This window comes from Sphingobacteriales bacterium (genome assembly GCA_016711285.1).
In the GTDB taxonomy this organism is placed as follows: domain Bacteria; phylum Bacteroidota; class Bacteroidia; order Chitinophagales; family UBA2359; genus JADJTG01.
In genome coordinates this window covers 1-14473 of the sequence record JADJTG010000007.1, presented here as the reverse complement: position 1 = coordinate 14473, position 14473 = coordinate 1, and the positions used below count along the sequence as shown (strand labels likewise).

Annotated in this window: 14 protein-coding genes and 2 pseudogenes; 3 read left to right on the top strand and 13 right to left on the bottom strand. The window is 45.8% G+C overall.

The window, feature by feature from the left end; translation table 11 throughout:
* Window positions 1-129: 129 nt before the first annotated feature.
* The 3 genes from IPL35_04850 (at window position 130) to IPL35_04840 (ending at window position 2394) form a co-directional block, all read left to right on the top strand.
* Window positions 130-1557 carry an L-serine ammonia-lyase gene (locus IPL35_04850; protein MBK8442768.1) on the top strand — a complete coding sequence of 476 codons (1428 nt, stop codon included), beginning with the start codon at window positions 130-132 and terminating at the stop codon, window positions 1555-1557.
* Between the two features lie 91 nt (window positions 1558-1648).
* Window positions 1649-2107 (top strand): MarR family transcriptional regulator, encoded by a 459-nt coding sequence (locus tag IPL35_04845; GenBank protein ID MBK8442767.1) that lies wholly within the window; start codon window positions 1649-1651, stop codon window positions 2105-2107.
* Between the two features lie 35 nt (window positions 2108-2142).
* On the top strand, window positions 2143-2394 hold the full coding sequence (locus IPL35_04840) for an RNA-binding protein (GenBank protein MBK8442766.1): 252 nt from the start codon (window positions 2143-2145) through the stop codon (window positions 2392-2394).
* A 20-nt stretch (window positions 2395-2414) separates the two neighbouring features.
* On the opposite strand, the gene IPL35_04835 is transcribed toward IPL35_04840, so the two are convergent.
* From IPL35_04835 to IPL35_04775, 13 genes and pseudogenes are all read right to left on the bottom strand, one after another.
* Window positions 2415-2939, bottom strand: coding sequence for a 6,7-dimethyl-8-ribityllumazine synthase (locus IPL35_04835; GenBank protein ID MBK8442765.1), 525 nt, complete (start codon window positions 2937-2939; stop codon window positions 2415-2417).
* Between the two features lie 167 nt (window positions 2940-3106).
* Entirely contained in the window at window positions 3107-3823 is a 717-nt protein-coding gene (locus IPL35_04830; GenBank protein MBK8442764.1) for a tetratricopeptide repeat protein, read from the bottom strand.
* Window positions 3824-3911: 88 nt separating this feature from the next.
* Window positions 3912-4907, bottom strand: a complete 996-nt coding sequence (gene pdhA, locus IPL35_04825) for a pyruvate dehydrogenase (acetyl-transferring) E1 component subunit alpha (GenBank protein ID MBK8442763.1) — start codon at window positions 4905-4907, stop codon at window positions 3912-3914.
* Between the two features lie 221 nt (window positions 4908-5128).
* Window positions 5129-5224 (bottom strand): annotated as a pseudogene (locus IPL35_04820) (IS1 family transposase).
* 1354 nt (window positions 5225-6578) lie between these two features.
* A complete protein-coding gene (locus IPL35_04815) occupies window positions 6579-8117 on the bottom strand; it encodes a methylmalonyl-CoA mutase (GenBank protein ID MBK8442762.1) in 1539 nt (512 codons plus the stop codon).
* Between the two features lie 132 nt (window positions 8118-8249).
* Window positions 8250-9017 (bottom strand): annotated as a pseudogene (locus IPL35_04810) (IS1 family transposase).
* 194 nt (window positions 9018-9211) lie between these two features.
* Window positions 9212-12115 (bottom strand): gliding motility-associated C-terminal domain-containing protein, encoded by a 2904-nt coding sequence (locus tag IPL35_04805; GenBank protein ID MBK8442761.1) that lies wholly within the window; start codon window positions 12113-12115, stop codon window positions 9212-9214.
* Entirely contained in the window at window positions 12043-12843 is an 801-nt protein-coding gene (locus tag IPL35_04800; protein MBK8442760.1) for a hypothetical protein, read from the bottom strand. The genes IPL35_04805 and IPL35_04800 overlap by 73 nt, the downstream gene beginning before the upstream one ends.
* On the bottom strand, window positions 12844-13023 hold the full coding sequence (locus IPL35_04795) for a hypothetical protein (GenBank protein MBK8442759.1): 180 nt from the start codon (window positions 13021-13023) through the stop codon (window positions 12844-12846). It lies immediately after the preceding gene.
* The gene (locus tag IPL35_04790; protein ID MBK8442758.1) at window positions 13001-13252 is read right to left on the bottom strand and encodes a hypothetical protein; all 252 of its coding nucleotides are present in this window, start codon (window positions 13250-13252) and stop codon (window positions 13001-13003) included. Before IPL35_04790 ends, IPL35_04795 begins: the two co-directional genes overlap by 23 nt.
* A 515-nt stretch (window positions 13253-13767) precedes the next feature.
* The gene (locus IPL35_04785; protein ID MBK8442757.1) at window positions 13768-13953 is read right to left on the bottom strand and encodes a hypothetical protein; all 186 of its coding nucleotides are present in this window, start codon (window positions 13951-13953) and stop codon (window positions 13768-13770) included.
* Between the two features lie 61 nt (window positions 13954-14014).
* Window positions 14015-14218 carry a hypothetical protein gene (locus tag IPL35_04780; protein MBK8442756.1) on the bottom strand — a complete coding sequence of 68 codons (204 nt, stop codon included), beginning with the start codon at window positions 14216-14218 and terminating at the stop codon, window positions 14015-14017.
* 24 nt (window positions 14219-14242) lie between these two features.
* Window positions 14243-14410, bottom strand: a complete 168-nt coding sequence (locus tag IPL35_04775) for a hypothetical protein (GenBank protein MBK8442755.1) — start codon at window positions 14408-14410, stop codon at window positions 14243-14245.
* Window positions 14411-14473 lie beyond the last annotated feature (63 nt).

The window sequence follows — 14473 nt, the reverse complement described above, 5'->3', positions numbered from 1 at the left end:
GAAAATAAGTTCTTTTTTTCTTAATAAAACTGTTAAAATCATAAAATTAAAGCAATTTTTGTCAAATTTGTTGTATTCTGCATTCAGCACTGGAAACAGATTTGTATCTTCATCTTATTATAAAAAAATATGGCAGCATACAGCATTTTTGATATTATAAAAGTAGGCGTAGGACCCTCCAGTTCGCACACGATGGGTCCCTGGCAGGCAGCGTTGAACTGCATGGCTTCTTTTACACAATCGCATCATTTAGCCGGTGTATGTGCCTTGCGCGTACATCTTTACGGCTCACTCGCCAAAACCGGCAAAGGTCACGGTACTGATGTAGCCGTATTGATGGGTTTGAGTGGCGAGGATTATCGCAGTATTGATACTTCGCATATTCCTGTGTTGTTGGGGCGCATTCAGCAAGACCGCCAAATTCAATTATTCAAAAAACACCGCATCGTTTTTGACCCGAATACTGATATTGTTTTTCATTTCAACGAATCTTTGCCCCAGCATCCCAACGCTTTAAGTTTTGAAATTCATACCATTGATGAGCAAATACATCGTTTTACTTATTATTCGGTGGGCGGCGGCTTTGTGGTGCAAGAAGGCGAAATAGCTGCTGCACAGAGCGAAGCGTCTTTTCATTTGCCCTACCCTATTGAGCACGCCTACGAAATAGAGCAGTATTGCACCCAAAACAACTGGCACATCGCCGACTTAGTGCTCCGCAATGAGTGGGCGTGGCGCAGCCCCGAAACAGTAGATGCTCAGTTGTCGGAACTATGGCAACACATGAAACACTGTATTTGGCGCGGCTGCCACACCAACGGTGTTTTGAGTGGAGGTTTACAGGTGGTACGCCGCGCTGCCCATCTCAACGAAAAACTATTGGAAGGCAAGCGTTTTGATGATGTGGAAATGTGGCTGGCGCATATACGCACGCTGCGCCCTTCGTTTCAGCAGGTACTTAAATGGGTGAGTTGTGCGGCATTGGCGGTCAATGAAGAAAATGCGGCTTTCGGGCGTATCGTCACTGCTCCTACCAACGGAGCGGCGGGTGTGCTGCCGGCGGTGCTGTTTTATTATTATTGCTTTGTGGAGGGCAGTAATGAAGAACAGATAAAGCGTTTTTTGTTGGTAGCTGGCGAAATAGGGAGTATTTTTAAAAAACGCGCTACCATATCGGCGGCGATGGGGGGCTGTCAGGCAGAAATCGGTGTATCTTCGGCGATGGCGGCGGCGGCATTGGCTGCCTGTTGCGGCGGTACGGTGTCGCAGGCACTGATGGCTGCCGAAATAGCGATGGAGCATCATTTGGGGCTTACCTGCGACCCCATTGCGGGTTTGGTTCAAATTCCCTGCATCGAACGCAACTCTATGGGTGCTGTAAAAGCGATTACTGCCGCCAATATAGCCTTGGAAAGCAACCCGAAACTCGCAAAGGTTTCTTTAGATGCCGTCATAAAAACGATGTGGGAAACAGCTTTGGATATGAACCACAAATACAAAGAAACCGCCGAAGGCGGTTTGGCGGTGAATATTCCGGTAAATGTGAGTGAGTGTTAAACGCTTCCTTTTTTCTTCTTCACCATCAAAAAAAATGAAACAGCTTTCTTTGCCGTAAATTCCATATTTTTGGCAAAAAAAAAGAGAGCAGATGAAAACAGAAAGTGTATGGCAACACGCCGTTTTTCAAAGCGACACCCAAAAAGCATATTTCAATGTGCTGTTTACGGCGTTTCAGTTGAAGGCGCGTGTGTATAAAGCCATCAAAGGTTTCGGTATTACCCACGAACAATATTATGTGTTGCGTATTTTGCAGGCGGCACAGCCTTATCCTTTGCGCCTCAACGCCATCACTGCCCGCATGTTGGAATCCAACTCCAATACCACCCGAATTATGGATAAACTTCTTGCCAAAAAATTGGTACTCAAAGAACACGCCGAACAAGACCGCCGCGAACTACAGATTTCTATTACCGAAAAAGGCAGCGGTTTGGTGGCGCATATTGAAGAATTGGTATTTGGCGATGCGCAAACTTGGACGGCTCTCAACGAAACAGAAGCGCATTTGCTCAATCAGATATTGGATAAAATGAGGAATGTAAAAGGCTGATATTCTGTTGATCATCAACTATTAATTGCATACAAATGATGACTTTATACGTTGCCAACTTTGCTGACGATACAGACGACTTTGAATTGGAAGCTCTCTTTGCCCAATATGGCGAAGTGATACACTGCCGTCTGGCGCGTCATCACCGCACACAGGCGGCTCTGGGTTATGCTTTTGTCTCCTTTGATGCGCCCTACGATGCCGAGCGTGCCGAGCGCGAACTCAACGGCTTTCGCTGGAACGGGAGAATATTGCAGGTGCGTCCTGCCGAAGCCAAAAAATCGTAAGCAACACTGAAAAAAACGCCTCAATATCCTAATTTTCTGCCCGAATCCAAAAACATTTTTTTGTGCAGTGCTGCCATTTTAATGGCAGTGATGGCTGCTTCTACGCCTTTGTTGCCGTGTTTTCCGCCCGCGCGGTCGAGGGCTTGTTGTTGGTTTTGCGGCGTTAAAAGCCCAAAAATAAAAGGTATCTGATGCCGCAAATTGAGCATCATCAGGCTTTGAGATACCGCACTGTTGATGTATTCGTCGTGGCGGGTTTCGCCGGTAACTACACAGCCCAATGCCACCACCGCATCGGCTTGATGCCTTTGAAACAGCCAATGACAAGCCAGCGGCAACTCGTAGCTACCCGGCACTTGCTCCACAAAAATATGGGCTTCGGCAACGCCATAATGCAGCAGTGTGTCGCGGCAGCCTTGCAGCAAAGCCATCGTCACTTCGGGATTCCACTCGGCTACGGCAATGGCGATTTTGAGCGCAGGTGCAAGGGCTTGTTCGGCGGGGCTGAGGCTATGCTCTGATAAATTGTGTTGAGTGCTTGCCATGTTTGTGTTTGTTGTTATTGAATCAATATTTTTTAAAAAAAACAATAAAAGGTAATCATATTAAGAAATCCGGCAGGGTGTATTTGCATAAAAAACGCTGTCAGAAAAAAATTTCCGACAGCGTTTTTTTTAATCATCAATTATTTTTTTTTACAAAAAACAATCTGCTACAACATTGCACTTACGCGCGAAATATATTTGTCGGCATCTTTGCCTTGTGTAGTAGTCGGGTATTTGTCGCGGAGGTTTTCGTAAATATTCAGGGCTTCTTTATAGTTTTTTTGCGACTCCAACGCCATTGCCGCTTTCATCAGAAACATCGGCGTAGTAAATTCGTTAGCATTATAAGATGCCGCTTTGCGATAATAGCTCACTGCTTCGCTCATATCGCCTTTTTCGGCATAAGCATCGCCCGTAGCTCCGAGTGCCATTGCTCCCACGATTTTATCTTTTCCTTTAAAACCGCGCAAGTGGTCTATTGCTCCGTCAAAATCTTTGAGTTGGAGGCTACTGATACCGGCATAATAATGTGCCAGATTTGCCGCTTTGGTGTAGCCACTGTAATCATCAATAATATCCAAAAATCCCGGACTGTTGCCATCACCGTTGAGTGCTAATTGGAAAGAATCTTTGGCAAAATATTGCTGCGCCATAAACATATCGTTTTGGGCGGCGGTTTCCTGCTTGGGCAAATATACGCGCGTGAAATAAAAATAAATAGCAGCTACCAGCAAAAGCGCACCCACAGCAATAGATACCGTGCGTTGATTATCGTGGATAAATTTTTCGCTCTTACCCTGTAACTCTTCTACATCTATTACTTCATCTATGAGGGTTTCTTCGTGATGCGGCGGCGTGTGCTGCTGATCTTTTACTTTTGACATATTATTTTTATAAGTTTTGTTTTTTTTTATTGTTGATATAGATAATATATTTTAAAATTTTAAAAAGGTACTTTTGCTGCCCTGAGCATTAATCTGTCAGATACGGATAGTCGGCTTGCAGATACACATCTTGATACAATTCTGCTGCTTCAGGAAAAGGCGACTCTTCGGCAAAGCGTACACATTGGTCTATTTCGGCTTGAATTTTTTGCTCTACGGATTCTATCCACGCTTCATCGGCATATTTTTTCTTGCGGATAATATCCAATACATGGTCAATGGGGTCATCGGCTTTGTATTTGGCAACTTCTTCTTTGCTGCGGTATTTTTGAGGGTCTGACATAGAGTGCCCTTTATAGCGATAGGTTTTTATTTCCAAAAAAGTAGGACCACCGCCACTGCGGGCACGTTGTGCTGCCTCGTGTACAGCAAAAAACACATCATCGCAGTCCATACCATCTACAATAGCCGAAGGCATATCGTAGGCTTTGCTCAAACTGCTGATGTCGGTGACATTTGAGGAACGCGCCACCGAAGTACCCATGGCATACATATTATTTTCTACTACAAATATCACCGGTAACTGCCACATCATTGCCAGATTAAAAGTTTCGTGCAAAGCTCCCTGCCGCGCTGCTCCATCGCCAAACAAACAAACCGTCACTCTGCCCGTGTTCAGATATTTATCGGCAAAAGCTATGCCAGCTCCCATCGGAATCTGCGCTCCCACAATACCATGACCACCGTAGAAGTGTTTTTCTTTGGAAAAAAAGTGCATAGAGCCGCCTTTTCCTTTGGAGCAGCCGGTGGCTTTGCCGTAGAGTTCTGCCATGCAAGCATCGCTGCTGATACCGCGTGCCAACGCAAAACCGTGGTCGCGGTAGGCGGTAATGATGGGGTCGTTGTCGTTGAGTGCTGCCACAATTCCTGTGCTCACAGCTTCCTGACCGATATATAAATGACAAAAACCGCGAATTTTTTCCTGTCCGTACAACATACCGGCACGCTCTTCAAAACGGCGTTGGCGCAGCATTGATTCGTACCACTCTAAGTACATTTGTTTGGTGATTTTAGGTTGCGGCATATTTTATATCTAATTTTGTTGCAAATATAAGAATGAAATTTAACTTTACAAGTTGCTCCCCGCTTGCATCTTTATTTTTAAATGTATTATTCGGTTGTTTCGCTCAAAGGCACAAAGTTGTATTAGCTTTAAGGTAATGGTTTTTAATTAACTGTTGGCAATTTGGCAATATTATATCTGATGATAAAAAGCCTGATAACAATATCATTGAAAAACTCGCTTTTAGAAAAAGACAATGTTTTTATCGTGAGCCTACCCAAAGCCTGCCGAATGGTGTTGTTCCAACGCTCTATATGATTGGTTTGTCCAGTATCTTTACATTTGACTTTATAACTGTTAATTCTACTTGATATCAGCAGCACAGCCATAGCGGTTATGAGTCTTTGCGATTTCCATAAAGCGAAGCAGGTACGCAGTCCCCCCCCAACTTATGACAAATAAAATAAATGTGCTGCTGCGCTATCGCCTTCCTCGAAAACAGCGCGGCAGCTTGTTTGTTTTTTCTCATAACGAAAAAAAATTAAATGGTTAAGAAATAAATTATTCCCTTTCGGGAGAATGATTTTATTTTTTGATGACGATTGATTTTATATATTGTAAGATATTTTTGCTGATATTCAAGGGCTAATTAAAAAATACTGAGTTACTGCTGTTTCACAGTCAAATTATGATGAGAACAATACTCAATTTATTTGCTATGGATTCATTACGCGCTTATAAAAAACCCGTTAGGATTGATATATTAGTAGAGAAATAAAAACACACCTTTTTAACCTCTTTAGAGGTGATATTCTTATAGAATAGGAGATATATCACCCCCAAAGTGAGAGTTATCATCGCCAAATCCGAAAAGTTACCAAAAACAAGGGAGCTTTCCCCTCCGATATGGCTTTGATAAAGTTCATCTTTCTAGCGGCTAAAAATATTCAGAATAAGTGGAAGATGCCCCTATCCAACTGGACTATCGCCATTGCTCAACTCAAAATTATATTCCCAAACCACCGTATTCAAATTCACATTTAAACAACCCTATTTCTTACGAATAGCACAGTTTATTTTACACGCCTCCGCATCATCACCGTATTGCACGACCGCAAAGCCGCGTTACACCCTCGCAAAGCCATCTCACACCCTCGCAAAGCCGCGTTGCACTGAAACAATGTCAGGTTGCACTGAAACAATGTCAGATTACACCCTTACAAAGCCGCGTTACACTTTCGCAAAGCCATCTCACACCCTCGCAAAGCCGCGTTACACTGAAACAATGTCAGGTTGCACTGAAACAATGTCAGGTTACACCCTTACAAAGCCGCGTTACACTTTCGCAAAGCCATCTCACACCCTCGCAAAGCCGCGTTACACTGAAACAATGTCAGGTTGCACTGAAACAATGTCAGGTTACACCCTTACAAAGCCGCGTTACACTTTCGCAAAGCCATCTCACACCCTCGCAAAGCCACGTTACACTGAAACAATGTCAGGTTACACTGAAACAATGTCAGGTTACACCCTTACAAAGCCGCGTTACACTTTCGCAAAACAAAGAAATAAAATGAACAACACAAGCCTCAAAAAAAACAAATTTAAACCCACTGCAATTCACAACAGTGAATAAATGTTTTTTTATGTATTTTTTTAAAGGAATTAAAAATCAATTATTTCAACACTATTTCACCCCTCATACTCGCCATAAATTTGGCGTAATGTATCCGCTATTTCGCCCAAAGTAGCATATTGTTCCACAGCCTCTACCACGATAGGCATAATATTTTGGTCGGCGAGTGTCGCTTCGCGGAGTTGCAAGAGGATAGCTTGTACGGCGGCATTGTTGCGGCGGGCGCGAAGTTGGCGCAGTTTTTCGCTCTGCAACACCCTGATACTGTCGTCTATTTTAAAAGTTTCGTTGTAAGGAGCTTCATCTACTACATATTTATTCACCCCCACTATACTCTGTGCACCGCTTTCTATCGCTTTCTGATATTCGTAAGATGCCCGCGCAATTTCATTTTGCATCATTCCGGCTTCAATTGCTTTTACCGCCCCGCCCATAGCAGCTATCTGATCCATATATTTTTGAGCTGCTGCTTCCAATTCTGCCGTTAATGTTTCCACAAAATAAGAACCGGCAAGCGGATCCACCGTGTCAGCGATGCCGCTTTCTTCTGCGATGATTTGTTGGGTGCGCAATGCAATACGCGCTGCCGCCTCAGTAGGCAAAGAAAGGGCTTCGTCGTAGCCGTTAGTGTGCAAACTCTGCGTGCCGCCCAAAGCCGCCGCCAATGCCTGCAAAGTTACGCGCACAATATTATTGTGGGGTTGCTGGGCAGTGAGCGTGCTACCGCCGGTTTGGGTATGAAAACGCAACATCTGAGCGCGCGGGTCATCAGCACCTAAAGATTTCATCATATTCGCCCACAAACGGCGTGCAGCCCTGAATTTGGCAATTTCTTCAAAAAAATTATTATGGGCATTAAAGAAAAACGACAAACGCTGCCCAAAAACATTAATATCCAAGCCTTTGCTCAATGCCGCTTCTACGTATGCTTTGCCGTTGGCGAGCGTAAAAGCCAATTCCTGCGCCGCCGTAGAGCCTGCTTCGCGGATATGATAACCCGAAATAGAAATTGTATTGAATTTAGGCAATTCGGCACTGCACCATTCAAAAATATCGGTGATAATTTTCATAGATGCCTGCGGCGGGTAAATATAAGTGCCGCGTGCCGCATATTCTTTTAAAATATCATTTTGGATAGTTCCCGAAATTTGGCGCAAATCCGCACCCTGCCGTTTTGCAAGAGCCACATACAAAGCCAATAAAATAAAAGCACTTGCATTGATGGTCATTGAAGTAGAAATATCCTGCAAGCGAATTCCTTTAAATAAAATCTCCATATCCTCAAGACTGTCGATGGCTACACCCACTTTGCCCACCTCTCCTTCGGCAAGTGGGTGGTCGCTGTCGTAGCCGATTTGAGTGGGCAAATCAAAAGCTACCGAAAGTCCCATAACACCCTGCTGTAAAAGATAATGATAGCGGCGGTTAGATTCTTCGGCAGTAGAGAATCCGGCATATTGTCGCATCGTCCACAAGCGCGAGCGATACATTTCGGTATGAATACCGCGCGTAAAAGGGAAATTTCCGGCTTCTTCTTTTTGAAAACCGGAAGGTAAATCATAATTATTATTGATTTCTATACCTGAATCCGTCATAAAACGGTTCTTGCGCAATGGAGAAGATTTTTTGGAGGACATAAGAGCCTTTGCTATTGGTGAAAAAATAAAAATACTGTTTTAAAAAATATAAATTTCTGATGCTTTAAGTATAAATAAAAGCATTTCAAATCAATACCTAAATGGTTCCACATTATACAGAGTACGAACCACAGCAAAAATAAATACAATTACTGTAACCTCAATAATAAAAGGTAGTGATTTAAAATGTATGCTGAATATTAAGAGGGGTACGGAACTTGTTTCTAAGAAAGATATAAGTTTTAATGATACCGTAGTGCATATCATCTTTCTTAGAAAAGCAAACGGTTTGGCGACAGAGCCTTTTAAATGTGTTCTGAAATCTCGGTTGCGCCTTTCAATATGGGTAGTTTTAGCCTTTGCGATAATATGCTTTTGAGGAGCAATGTACTTTTTATAAGACTTCCAATCATCGGTTCGGTAGGAATCAATTTGTAAATGAGCAAGTTTTCTCATCAGAGCTTTGCAAGCCGAATTATTGCGTTTTCCGATGTAAAAAGCTAAAATTTGACCAGAATCTGCGTCATAAGCATACCAAAGCCAGCGTTTGCCTTGTTTGCGATGTTTGACAAAAGTCCACATTTCATCAATTTGGACCTTCTTAAAATGTCCTTGAACAATAGGCTCTTCTATTTGTCTGAACCACTTGCGCAAGATCAATAAGATGCCCGCGATGCTTATTCTACAGACCCTTTGAATATCTCTGATACCACTGCCATTGAAGGTCATACAGCGAACCTGCCGTTTAATACGAGGATCTGCTCCTTTGTATTTGTAGGCAAATTGAAATTGTTTTTTGCACTTATAACAATAGAAATTTTGAGTACCATTGGCTTTTTTGCCATTTTTTTTACATTTGTATCCTCACAATGAGGGCAAACCACTTGAACCAGTATTTCAGACATACTAATTTAAGTTGGTTTTGCCCTTTTGGGTTGTCAATATGACAACTTTTTGCAAAAATCACCAGCATACATTCTTAATCAGTACCTAATAAAAAAGACTGCCCTTCGTTAAAGAGCAGTCTTTAAAAATGTCATATCAGTACAATTCTATCGTACCAATGTCAAATTTCCTTCGTAGTATTTTTCTTTCCCGTTGTCAAATGTCACTACAATATAGAACGTATAAACCTCCATTTCCTGTTCGGTGTCTTTGTAAAATCCGTCCCACTGGAAGTCTATCTCATCGCTCTCATATACCTCATTCCCCCAACGGTTGAACACCGATACGTGGATCTTCGCAATATCCTTCTTGCCGCTCAACTGCCATACATCATTCACTCCATCACCATTCGGACTAAAAGCAGTCGGTATATATAACTCCGGTATCTCCGGTGCTATATTGTTGCATTGCATCACCGTCAGGCTCAATTGCGCCACATCGCTGCAATCCCCGTCTGTTAAGGTGTAGGTAAAATTGTAGTTCCCCACTGCCGCCGCCGTGAACAAACCCCTCACCACCGCGCCACTGCCGTCCGTCCATACGCCCCCACTGTCCGGATTGCCCTCCATCAACGACAACAAACTCACTTCCCCCGACTCTATACAATGTTCCCCACTGCTGTTGATCCCCGCATTCGGCTGACCCGAAACCACCGTGTGTACACAGGTACACGTCGTGCTGTCGTAGCTGTCCGCTGTCGTGCAATCATTGTCATCGCAATCAGGAGCCGCTATCGGCGTATGCTCGCAGGTACAAGTATTGTCGTCATAGCTGTCCGCTGTGCCACAATCGTTGTCATCACAACTTGGCGGCGGTATCAAACTATTTACACAGGTACACGTCGTGCTGTCGTAGCTGTCTGCCGTGTTGCAGTTATTGTCATCGCAATCCGGTGGCGGTATTTGAGTGTTCACACATTCACAAAGCACCGCATCATAGCTGTCCGCCGTGCCGCAGTTCCCATCATCGCAAGCTCCCGGTGTTATCGGGTTGTGCTCACAGACACAAGTCTGTATATTATACACATCTGCCGTGTTGCAATTATTGTCATCACAATCCGGTGGCGGTAGCAGCGTGTTTATACAACTGCAAGTAGCCGCATCATAGCTGTCTGCTGTCGTGCAATCATTGTCATCGCAATCCGGTGGCGGTATTTGAGTGTTCACACATTCACAAAGCACCGCATCATAGCTGTCCGCCGTGCCGCAGTTCCCATCATCGCAAGCTCCCGGTGTTATCGGGTTGTGCTCACAGACACAAGTCTGTATATTATACACATCTGCCGTGTTGCAATCATTGTCATCACAATCCGGTGGCGGTATCGGCGTGTTTATACAACTGCAAGTAGCCGCATCGTAGCTGTCTGCCGTGTTGCAATCATTGTCATCGCAATCCGGTGGCGGTATTTGGGTGTTCACACATTCACAAAGCACCGCATCATAGCTGTCCGCTGTGCCGCAGTTCCCATCATCACAAGCTCCCGGTGTTATCGGGTTATGCTCACAGACACAAGTCTGTATATTATACACATCTGCCGTGTTGCAATCATTGTCATCACAATCCGGTGGCGGTAGCAGCGTGTTTATACAACTGCAAGTAGCACTGTCATAGCTGTCTGCCGTATTGCAATCGTTGTCATCACAATCCGGTGGCGGTATCGGCGTGTTTACACAAGTACAAGTAGCACTGTCGTAGCTATCTGCCGTATTACAATCATTGTCATCACAACTTGGCGGCGGTATTTGGGTGTTTACACAAGTACAGGTTGTACTGTCGTAGCTATCTGCCGTCTGGCAATCATTGTCATCACAATCCGGCGGCGGTATTGGGGTGTTTACACAGGCACAAGCCGCCACATCATAGCTGTCTGCCGTCGTGCAATCCTGATCATCGCAAGCTCCCGGTGTTATCGGGTTATTTTCACAGGCGCAAGTCTGGGTATTGTAAACATCTGCCGTATTGCAATCCCCGTCATCACAACTTGGCGGCGGTATCAAAGTATTTACGCAGGTACAGGTCGTGCTGTCGTAGCTGTCTGCCGTCTGGCAATCTCCGTCATCGCAATTCGGCGGAGGTATCTGCGTATTTACACACTGACAAAGGCTGCTGTCGTAACTGTCTGCCGTCCCGCAATCCCCGTCATCACAACTGCCCGGATTTACTGCCGTGTGCTCGCAACTGCAAGTGCTGCTGTTGTAGCTGTCTATCGTCCCGCAATCCCCATCATCGCAATTTGGTGGCAGTACAGGGAGGTAGATACAGCTACACGTATTGCTGTCGTAGCTGTCGGCTGTATTACAATCCCCGTCATCGCAAACCAATGGCGGTATCGGCGTATGTACACAGGCACACGCAGCTGCATCATAACTATCCGCCGTGCTGCAATCATTGTCCTCGCAGCTCCGGTGTAATCGCATTGTGCTCACACTGACACGTTTGCGTATTATAAACATCTGCTGTATACAGTTATTGTCATCACAATTCGGCGGCGGTATGATAGTATGGCTGCAACTGCACGTAGCCGCATCGTAACTGTCTGCCGTCCCGCAATCTCCGTCATCACAATTTGGTGGCGATATCGGCGTATGCACACAGGTACAGGTCAAACTATTGTAGCTGTCTGCCGTGCTGCAATCTCCGTCATCACAATTCGGCGGAGGTATGATGCTATGGCTGCAACTGCACGTAGCCGCATCGTAACTGTCTGCTGTCCCGCAGTCATTGTCATCACAATTTGGTGGCGATATCGGCGTATACACACAGGTACAGGTCAAACTGTTGTAGCTGTCTGCCGTGCTGCAATCTCCATCATCACAATTCGGCGGAGGTATCGGCGTGTTCACACACTGACACAGTCCCTCATCATAGCTGTCCGCTGTTCCGCAATTGTTGTCATCGCAGGCTCCCGGCTCTATAGGGCTGTACTCACATTCGCAAGTCAAAAAGTTATACACATCTGCCGTCTGACAATCCCCGTCATCACAACTCGGAGGCGGTAGCGGCGTAAACACACAAGAACAGCTCGCACTGTCGTAGGTGTCTGTCGTGCTGCAGGGTTGTCATCGCATACCGGCAATGCGATCGGTTCGTGTTCGCATTCACAGATAGATGAGTTGTAGCTGTCTGCCGTCTGACAATCCCCATCATCACAACTTGGAGGAAGGATTGGCGTATTGATGCATAGGCAAATCTGCGCATCGTAGGTGTCTTCGGTCGTACAGTCCCCGTCATTGCACAATGGTACGATGACCGTATGAACACAGGTGCATTGTGACGCTATATAGCTGTCTAAAGTATTGCAATCCCCGTCATCACAACTCGGCGGGTCTATGAACTCGTGCGTACATTCACATATAAATGGATCATAGACATCTAATGTACTACAGATATTGTCGTTGCAATTCGGTATCACCGGAGGTTCGCCCGCCAAACAGGAACAACTCATATCATCCCAAACCTCCAAGCCGTTGTAACAATTCCCATCATCACAATTCGCCGGAATAACGGGTTCTCCGGGGGCACATTGACACAGCGTAGCATTCCACCACTCTGCACCATTCAAACATTGCCCGTCATCACAATTTCCGGGGTCGGGACAAATGAAGACACAAGAGCCGTCTTCACAACTCGCATTCGGATTGTAATTCTCTGCCGTCGGATTCGTACAGCCCTCTATCCCCAATGCGATCGGTACCACCAAACTCTGGGCACAGGCTCCCGCCCGGTGTAAACATCGCATTCACCACGGTGGCATCGTAGATGGATTCACACTCGTCGGTGCCCAACTCCCAACAACCCCATTGGAAGAGATGATCGGTAGCGTAAATACCGCATCGCCTGACATAAACTTGGAAAATCCGTGAAACTCGCCGTCACGACATCGGTAATTTCTATGGTCATTGTAGTGCTTTGCGCACAAGGATTGCTGCTCGGAGTGAAGGTGGCAATGACAGGGAGTTGGCGTGGCCCGATTGATACTCGCAGGACTCCACGTCCCCGTCACTCCGTTGTTCGTGGTGCAACACCAATACCCCCGAACTGCTGCTCAAAGGATCCATCGGCGTAAACGTCGGTGTCACCGCAGGACTCACCGTTACACTCGGGATATAGGGTTGACCACACCCTGGCAGGAGTAAACGTATAATCAAAACTCGCCTATTCGAAATCACTCCCGGTACCCAGTACCCGCTATTCCGTTGTCCGATACCGAAGGCAGCACAGCTACCACTTCCTTCCCAACAATGGCTGTCTGTCGAGAAAACTCCGCACGGCTCCCGACGTAATCGTCATCTAATATAAGGGCAACGCACAATTGTTCACCTGTGGCGTGAAGGTATAACCACCGAACTGCTGTTCGATATCGCGCCGACTCCAGACTCCCGTTATTCCATTGTCCGATACCGAGAGCAACGTGTCGCCGCTCGTTGCAATACGTATTCTCTATACTGAACTGTGGAACAACTGCATTTTGAATCACCACCGTCATCGCTGACGTACTCGCGCATTGCCCCCACTCCGGGTAAACGTATAAGTCGTGTAGCGGTATTGTTCGACGCAGGAATCAGCTGCCCTGATGCCATTCGTTGAAGTAGTCGGTAAAGTAATACTACCACCCGAACAAATTGCGGCAATCAGTGAAACCAGGGCGTTTGATTGTTCACCGTCACTCGTCAAGGTCACTGTACGCCATTGTCCACCACTCGGCGTGAAGGTATAAGTCGTGGTCGCTGTATTTATTCACCGCAGGACTCGGCTGCCTCCTATGCTGTTTCTTGGGGTAGTCGGTAACATAATGTTGTCCATGAACAGATCGGCGAAAGTGCGGTAAACACCAAAAACACCAAACCATTGGGTGTATAAACGCATTGGCCACGTAATGCTGTCATAGCTGTCATCGGTGCCAATCATTGTCATCGCATATCGGCGGCGGAACCGAGTATGCTCACAGGTGCAGCTGTCGTGTTGTAGCTGTCTTGCGTACCGCAATCATTGTCATCACTGCCAATTCGGCGAGAACCGGCTATGCTCACGGGCACAAGTTGTTGTATCGTAGCTGTCCTGCTACTGCAATCATTATCATCCAATTCGGCGGTGGTATCGGAGTATGCACACAAGCCAAAGTTGTTATAGATTGGCAATCAACTAACACCATAATGCCAGCTTATATCGGTGGAACGCCGCTCACAACCAACACAAGCAACCCCCATCAAAAGTAGCCGTTTCATAACAGCCAAATTTGTCGGAGCAGGTGGCTCAACACCGCTCACCTCCCAAGCACAGGTGCTTGCATTGAGGTGGCGTTTCATAACAGGCTAAACCGTTCGGAGGTGGCGGTTATTACATTCACTATCACCGTCATCGTCGCTGTA

Excerpts from the sequence above, each read along its gene's own strand:
- IPL35_04850 (MBK8442768.1), top strand. The coding sequence starts at position 130 with ATGGCAGCATACAGCATTTTTGATATTATAAAAGTAGGCGTAGGACCC.
- IPL35_04845 (MBK8442767.1), top strand. The coding sequence starts at position 1,649 with ATGAAAACAGAAAGTGTATGGCAACACGCCGTTTTTCAAAGCGACACC.
- IPL35_04840 (MBK8442766.1), top strand. The coding sequence starts at position 2,143 with ATGATGACTTTATACGTTGCCAACTTTGCTGACGATACAGACGACTTT.
- IPL35_04835 (MBK8442765.1), bottom strand. The coding sequence starts at position 2,939 with ATGGCAAGCACTCAACACAATTTATCAGAGCATAGCCTCAGCCCCGCC.
- IPL35_04830 (MBK8442764.1), bottom strand. The coding sequence starts at position 3,823 with ATGTCAAAAGTAAAAGATCAGCAGCACACGCCGCCGCATCACGAAGAA.
- pdhA (MBK8442763.1), bottom strand. The coding sequence starts at position 4,907 with ATGCCGCAACCTAAAATCACCAAACAAATGTACTTAGAGTGGTACGAA.
- IPL35_04815 (MBK8442762.1), bottom strand. The coding sequence starts at position 8,117 with ATGACGGATTCAGGTATAGAAATCAATAATAATTATGATTTACCTTCC.
- IPL35_04800 (MBK8442760.1), bottom strand. The coding sequence starts at position 12,843 with ATGCGATGTTTACACCGGGCGGGAGCCTGTGCCCAGAGTTTGGTGGTA.
- IPL35_04785 (MBK8442757.1), bottom strand. The coding sequence starts at position 13,953 with ATGGTTTGGTGTTTTTGGTGTTTACCGCACTTTCGCCGATCTGTTCAT.
- IPL35_04775 (MBK8442755.1), bottom strand. The coding sequence starts at position 14,410 with ATGAAACGCCACCTCAATGCAAGCACCTGTGCTTGGGAGGTGAGCGGT.